Source organism: Allobosea sp. 05T422_2, from assembly GCF_056396265.1.
In genome coordinates, this window is the sequence record NZ_JBFTLD010000369.1 from 1 (window position 1) to 5,417 (window position 5,417).

The following is a 5,417-nucleotide window of genomic DNA, read 5'->3' on the forward strand; positions in this document are numbered from 1 at the left end:
GTGCATGGTTGCCGGCGGACATGGCGATGACGCCGCGGGCCCTCTCGGCTTCCGTCAGGCCAAGCAGCTTGTTGACCGCGCCGCGCTCCTTGAAGGAGGCCGTCGCCTGCATGTTCTCGTGCTTGACCAGCACGGTCGCGCCGGTGAGCTCGGACAGGCGCGGCGCCGGCACCAGCGGCGTGCGCAGCACATGCCCCTCGATACGCTGTGCGGCCGCTTCGATATCGGCGGGAGTGATCGAGAAAGGCTCGCTCATGCGTGGAGTTMCGTTCAGACCTGACGAGGCGCAATCGCGCCCTCGCCGAAGAAACCGCCGGGGCGCAGGATCAGCACCACGGCGAGCAAGCTATAGACGGCGATGTCGCGCTGTTCGATAGGCATGGTTGATGACCATATGACCTCGAAGAGCGCAATGCTGAGGCCGCCAAGGCAGGCGCCGGCGACCGAGCCGATGCCGCCCAGGATCGCGGCGACGAGCGCCTTCAGCCCGAGCGTGAAGCCGCCGGCAAAGCCCATGCCGCCATAGATCGCGGTGACGATGACGCCGGCCGCGCCGCAGGCCGCGCAGGCGAGGATCAGCGCCCGGTCATGCACGGCACGCGCGTTGACGCCGAAAAGCGCCGCGGTGCCGGAATCGTCCGAGACCGCGCGCCAGGCCCGGCCGAAGGCGGAATAGCGGATCAGCAGCACGAGCCCGAGCGCGGCACTGAGGCCGCCGGCCGCAAGCGCCAGTCCGACCGGGGTTGCGGTGACGATGAAGCTGCCGGAGCGGGCCAGCGGCCAGGGCTCGTTGTAGACCGGCGGCAGCCAGCGCAGATCGGGCCCCTGCGCCAGCCGCAGATATTCAGACAGCGCAATCGCGAGCCCGATCGTCGCGATCAGCATCTGCTGGCCGCTGGCGCGCTCGAGATGGCGCAGCACGAACCGCCCCATGGCGAAGCCGTGAAAGGCCGCGACCAGCATGGCCACGACGAAGGCGACCAGCAGCCCCGAGACCGGCGTCGAGATCGCCGTCGAGATGAGCAGCGCCACGCCGATCACGGCTGAGAGCGCGCCGAGCGCGGCGAATTCGCCAAAGCTCAGGATGATGCGCCCGGTCAGGCCATAGATCAGCGCATAGGCCGAGGCGAGCAGCGCGTAGATCGCGGCCGAGGGCAGGGCGCTCAAGCCCTGCTGCAGGGCATAGGCGAGGCCGGGCGGGAGCTGCGGCAGGCCRTCGATGCGGGCCGAGCCCGGATCGACCGGCGGTTCCTCGCGGTTCTCGAGGTAGAAGCGCCGGAGCAGGTAGAAGCTGGCATCGTTCATCGGCCGTCCGTCGACCGCGACACCGAGCAACGCGCCGCGCTGCAGACCCGCGCCCTCGCCGGCGAAGAGGCAATCGATCATGCGCTGGCGCGCCGGGCCGCCGCCGGTCTCGACATGGTAGAGGATGCGCAAGGTATTGGCGCGCGGGCCATTGGTCGCGCGGTCGATGGTGATCCGCGCGTCCGGCGCGTTGAGCGCCGGGATCGCCTGGCGGCAAAGCCGCGTCTGGTCCGTATCGAAGCGTTCGCTGCAGCCGGTCAGCAGCAAGGCAATGAGAATCGGGAGGAGCGCGCGCATTGCGCGGAGGCTAGCGCCAGTTGCGACGCGTTGATACTCGATGCGTCGCGCAATTCAGCGCTTTGCCGGTCTCCCGTGACGTGAGGCGGTGCGCTCCGAGGCGCACGCATTTCAGCCAGCCGCTTTCAGCCGCAAACCTTCAGCTTCTCGGCGACGCGCGGCGCGAAATAGCTCAGCACCCCGTCGGCGCCGGCGCGCTTGAACGCGATCAGGCTCTCCATCATGGCCTTGTCGCCATCGATCCAGCCATTCAGGGCGGCGGCCTGGATCATCGCGTACTCGCCGGATACCTGATAGGCGAAGGTCGGCACCCGGAAATGGTCCTTCACGCGGGCGATCACGTCGAGATAGGGCATGCCGGGCTTGATCATCACCATGTCGGCGCCCTCTTCGAGATCGAGCGCCACCTCTGCAATGGCCTCGTCCGAATTGGCGGGGTCCATCTGATAGGTGCGCTTGTCGCCGATCAGCGTCGCATTGGTACCGATCGCATCGCGGAACGGACCGTAGAAGGCCGATGCGTATTTTGCCGCATAGGCCATGATCTGGACGTCCTCGAAGCCGGCCTCGTCGAGTTCGACCCGGATGGCGCCGACGCGGCCGTCCATCATGTCGGAGGGGGCGATGACATCGGCGCCCGCATCGGCCAGCGCCAGCGCCTGCTGTGTCAGGATACGCACGCTCGCATCGTTCAGGACGCGCTCGCCCGCCATGACGCCGTCGTGCCCATGCGAGGTGTAGGGATCGAGCGCGGCGTCGCAGATGATGCCGATCTGGGGCACCTCGGCCTTGATGGCGCGCACGGCGCGGCACATCAGGTTGCGCGTGTTCAGCGCTTCGGACGCCGTCGCGTCGCGCAACGACTTCTCGACATAGGGAAAGGGCGCGATCGCCGGAATGCCGAGGCTGGCGGCATGGGCGCTCTGGCGCACCGCCTCCTCGATATTCAGCCGGTCGACGCCCGGCATCCACTCGACAGCGGAGCGGGCCTCGCTCGAATCCACCAGGAAGATCGGCCAGATCAGGTCGTTCGTGGTCAGGACCGCCTCGCGCACCAGCCGGCGCGACCATTCGGCCTTGCGGTTGCGCCGCATCCGGCGGGTCAGGTCGAGCGAATCCTTGCTGCGCAGAGCAGTGGCCGGCAGATCATCCTGCCGCGCGACGGGCGCCGGAAACGGCCTTACAACCCGAGATGCCATAAAATCCTCCGCCGCCTGGGCGCGTTGGCTTGTCCTTTGCCGGATGCTTAGCACATCGGAACCGTTCCAAAATAGAGGTGGATGGTCGCAACCATGCGCTCAGGGCAACGCAGCGCCGCGCGTTGACAAGCGCCCGAGCCCCGGCCCAGAACCGGACCCTGTTATCAGGGATCAGCACGGCATGTCGCAGGAACCAGAGATCATTTGCGAAATCCGGGGCGCGGCGGGTGTCGTCATCCTCAACCGTCCCAAGGCGCTGAATGCGCTGAGCCTGGTCATGGTCCGCGAACTGGCACGCGCGCTCGATGCCTGGGAGCATGACCCGCAGGTGACGCGCATCGTGGTGATGGGCGCTGGCGAGAAGGCCTTTTGCGCGGGCGGCGACATCCGTTCGCTGCATGATCTCGGCCGAGCCGGCCGTCAGGGCGAGATGCTCGCCTTCTGGGGCGAGGAATACATCCTCAATCACCGTATCAAGCACTATCCCAAGCCCTATATCGCGCTGATCGACGGCATCGTCATGGGCGGCGGCGTCGGCATTTCGCTCCATGGCAGCCATCGCATCGCCGGCGACCGCTACCTCTTCGCCATGCCCGAGGTCGGCATCGGCTTCTTCCCGGATGTCGGCGCGACCTATGCACTGCCGCGCCTGGAAGGCGCAGCCGGCATCTATCTCGCCCTGACGGGCGACCGTGTCGGGGCCGCGGACGCCCTGGCGCTGGGTCTTGCGACCCATCCCGTACCGAGCAGCCGGATGGCGGAACTCGCCGATGCCCTGACCGGCCGCGGCGCCATCGACGAGATCCTGGCCGGATACACCCAGGATCCCGGCCCGCAAAAGCTCGCTGCCGAGCGCGCGACCATCACCGAATGCTTTGGCGCCTCCKAACTGGACGGCATCAGGGCGCGGTTGAAGCTGAAGGCCGAATCTGGCGATGCCTTCGCCGGCAAGACCCTGCAGACGCTTGCCGTCAAATCCCCGACCAGCATTGCCATCGCCTTCGAGCAGATGCGCCGCGGGGCGGGGCTCGATTTCGCCGAGGCGATGCGCACCGAGTACCGCATCGTCTCGCGCATTGCCGAGGGCCATGACTTCTATGAAGGCGTGCGGGCGGTTGTGATCGACAAGGATCATGCCCCGCGCTGGCAGCCGGCCACGCTCGATGAGGTCGATCCGCAGGCGATCGCGCACTACTTCGCTTCGCTTGGCGCGAACGAACTCGTCCTGGAGCATTGAGCGATGGGAATGGGGAGGGGAGATGCCGAGCCCCTGCGCGGGCAGCGCGTCATCGGCTCGGCCGGCCTCGAGGAGAAGAAGAGCAAGCTGACCCGCTGGCGGCGCGTGCTGGTCTGGCTGCTCCGCCTGCTGTCGCTCGCCTGGATGGCCAAGGGGCTGATGGCCTGGGCCGTGATCTTCGGCATCGGCATGGAGGGGCAGACGCCGTTCGAGTCGCAGCTGCTGAGCTATCAGGCGATCACGGTCTATTTCGCGGTGATCGATCTCGTCGCCGCGGTCGGGCTCTGGCTGACCAGCACCTGGGGCGGGGTGCTCTGGCTCCTGGCCGCGGTCAGCCAGTTGCTGCTCGGCTTCTTCTTCCCGCGGCTGCTGCCGGTGACGCCCTATCTGATCGCGACCTATGTCGGGTTGATGGCCGCCTATTTCCTGGCCACCTGGGCGGCGGAAAACGAGGAGACCTGAGACCGGCCGGTGCGGGCTTGCCGTGCGCGCGACACGCGGCCCGGGCCCCCGGCAATGGCGCTGTTCAGGCGGGCCCTCGGGCCCTGGCGCGGAGAGCCCCGTTTGGCCCGAAAGCGCGTCGATTGCGTCGAGTCATGGTAACAAACGCTTTAGCTTAAGCGTTTCTGGCTTCACTTACGATTCACCCAAAGGGGTAAATCTCCGATTCATCCTGATATTTAAACTCGTTTTCATMGGTCCGGCCTATGGTGTTTTCAGAAGCGGACCGGGAGATAAATCCTGGCCGGCATGCAACAGGCGGGATATACCATGACAACGAGCGTAAAGACTTTGGCTCCTGTGAAGTCGGAAGAAGTTCAACTCAAGGTGAAGCCCCTTTACCTTGAGTCCCTCACCCTGGTTGAGCGGCTGCATCGCCGCCTGCTCGATGTCATCAAGGATGAATTCGAGCGCCGCAACCGTGACGACGTCAACAGCGTCCAGGCGCTGTTGCTCTACAATATCGGCGATGCCGAGCTCAGCGCCAGCGAGCTCCGGACGCGCGGTTACTATCTCGGCTCGAACGTGTCCTACAACGTCAAGAAGCTGGTCGAGCTCGGCTACCTGCACCATGCCCGGTCGCGCATCGACCGCCGCTCGGTCCGCATCAGCCTGACCGAGAAGGGCCACGAGGTGCACAATCTCGTGAAGGGCGTCTACGACAAGCATGTCCAGACGGTCGAGCAGATCGGTGGCATCGCGGCCGATGACTTCGAGCGCATGAACAACGCGCTGCTGCGTCTCGAGCGCTTCTGGACCGACCAGATCCGCTACAAGCTCTGATTTCTGGCCTGAACCGCCAGACAATCGGCGCTGACCTGACCTGAACTTGCAAACTCCCGCCCTCGCTGCGGGAGTCTTTCGGGCCGCTATTGCTC

General features: G+C 66.2%; 6 protein-coding genes. 3 read left to right on the forward strand and 3 right to left on the reverse strand.

Annotation, left to right across the window (positions count from 1 at the left end):
* The 3 genes from AC1DJT_RS34030 to hemB form a co-directional block, all read right to left on the reverse strand.
* On the reverse strand, positions 1 to 256 hold a 256-nt coding region (locus AC1DJT_RS34030; RefSeq protein ID WP_476835809.1), incomplete at its 3' end, for a pyridoxal-phosphate dependent enzyme.
* 14 nt (positions 257 to 270) lie between these two features.
* A complete protein-coding gene (locus tag AC1DJT_RS34035; RefSeq protein ID WP_441504755.1) occupies positions 271 to 1,602 on the reverse strand; it encodes a branched-chain amino acid ABC transporter permease in 1,332 nt (443 codons plus the stop codon).
* Between the two features lie 125 nt (positions 1,603 to 1,727).
* Positions 1,728 to 2,801 (reverse strand): porphobilinogen synthase, encoded by a 1,074-nt coding sequence (hemB, locus tag AC1DJT_RS34040; protein ID WP_441504754.1) that lies wholly within the window; start codon positions 2,799 to 2,801, stop codon positions 1,728 to 1,730.
* Between the two features lie 181 nt (positions 2,802 to 2,982).
* Here hemB and AC1DJT_RS34045 point away from each other — a divergent pair, with 181 nt between their 5' ends.
* From AC1DJT_RS34045 to ldtR, 3 genes are all read left to right on the forward strand, one after another.
* Positions 2,983 to 4,038 carry an enoyl-CoA hydratase/isomerase family protein gene (locus AC1DJT_RS34045; protein ID WP_476835810.1) on the forward strand — a complete coding sequence of 352 codons (1,056 nt, stop codon included), beginning with the start codon at positions 2,983 to 2,985 and terminating at the stop codon, positions 4,036 to 4,038.
* 3 nt (positions 4,039 to 4,041) lie between these two features.
* The gene (locus AC1DJT_RS34050; RefSeq protein ID WP_441488702.1) at positions 4,042 to 4,500 is read left to right on the forward strand and encodes a DUF6163 family protein; all 459 of its coding nucleotides are present in this window, start codon (positions 4,042 to 4,044) and stop codon (positions 4,498 to 4,500) included.
* 309 nt (positions 4,501 to 4,809) lie between these two features.
* On the forward strand, positions 4,810 to 5,322 hold the full coding sequence (gene ldtR, locus AC1DJT_RS34055; RefSeq protein ID WP_441488701.1) for a transcriptional regulator LdtR: 513 nt from the start codon (positions 4,810 to 4,812) through the stop codon (positions 5,320 to 5,322).
* Positions 5,323 to 5,417 lie beyond the last annotated feature (95 nt).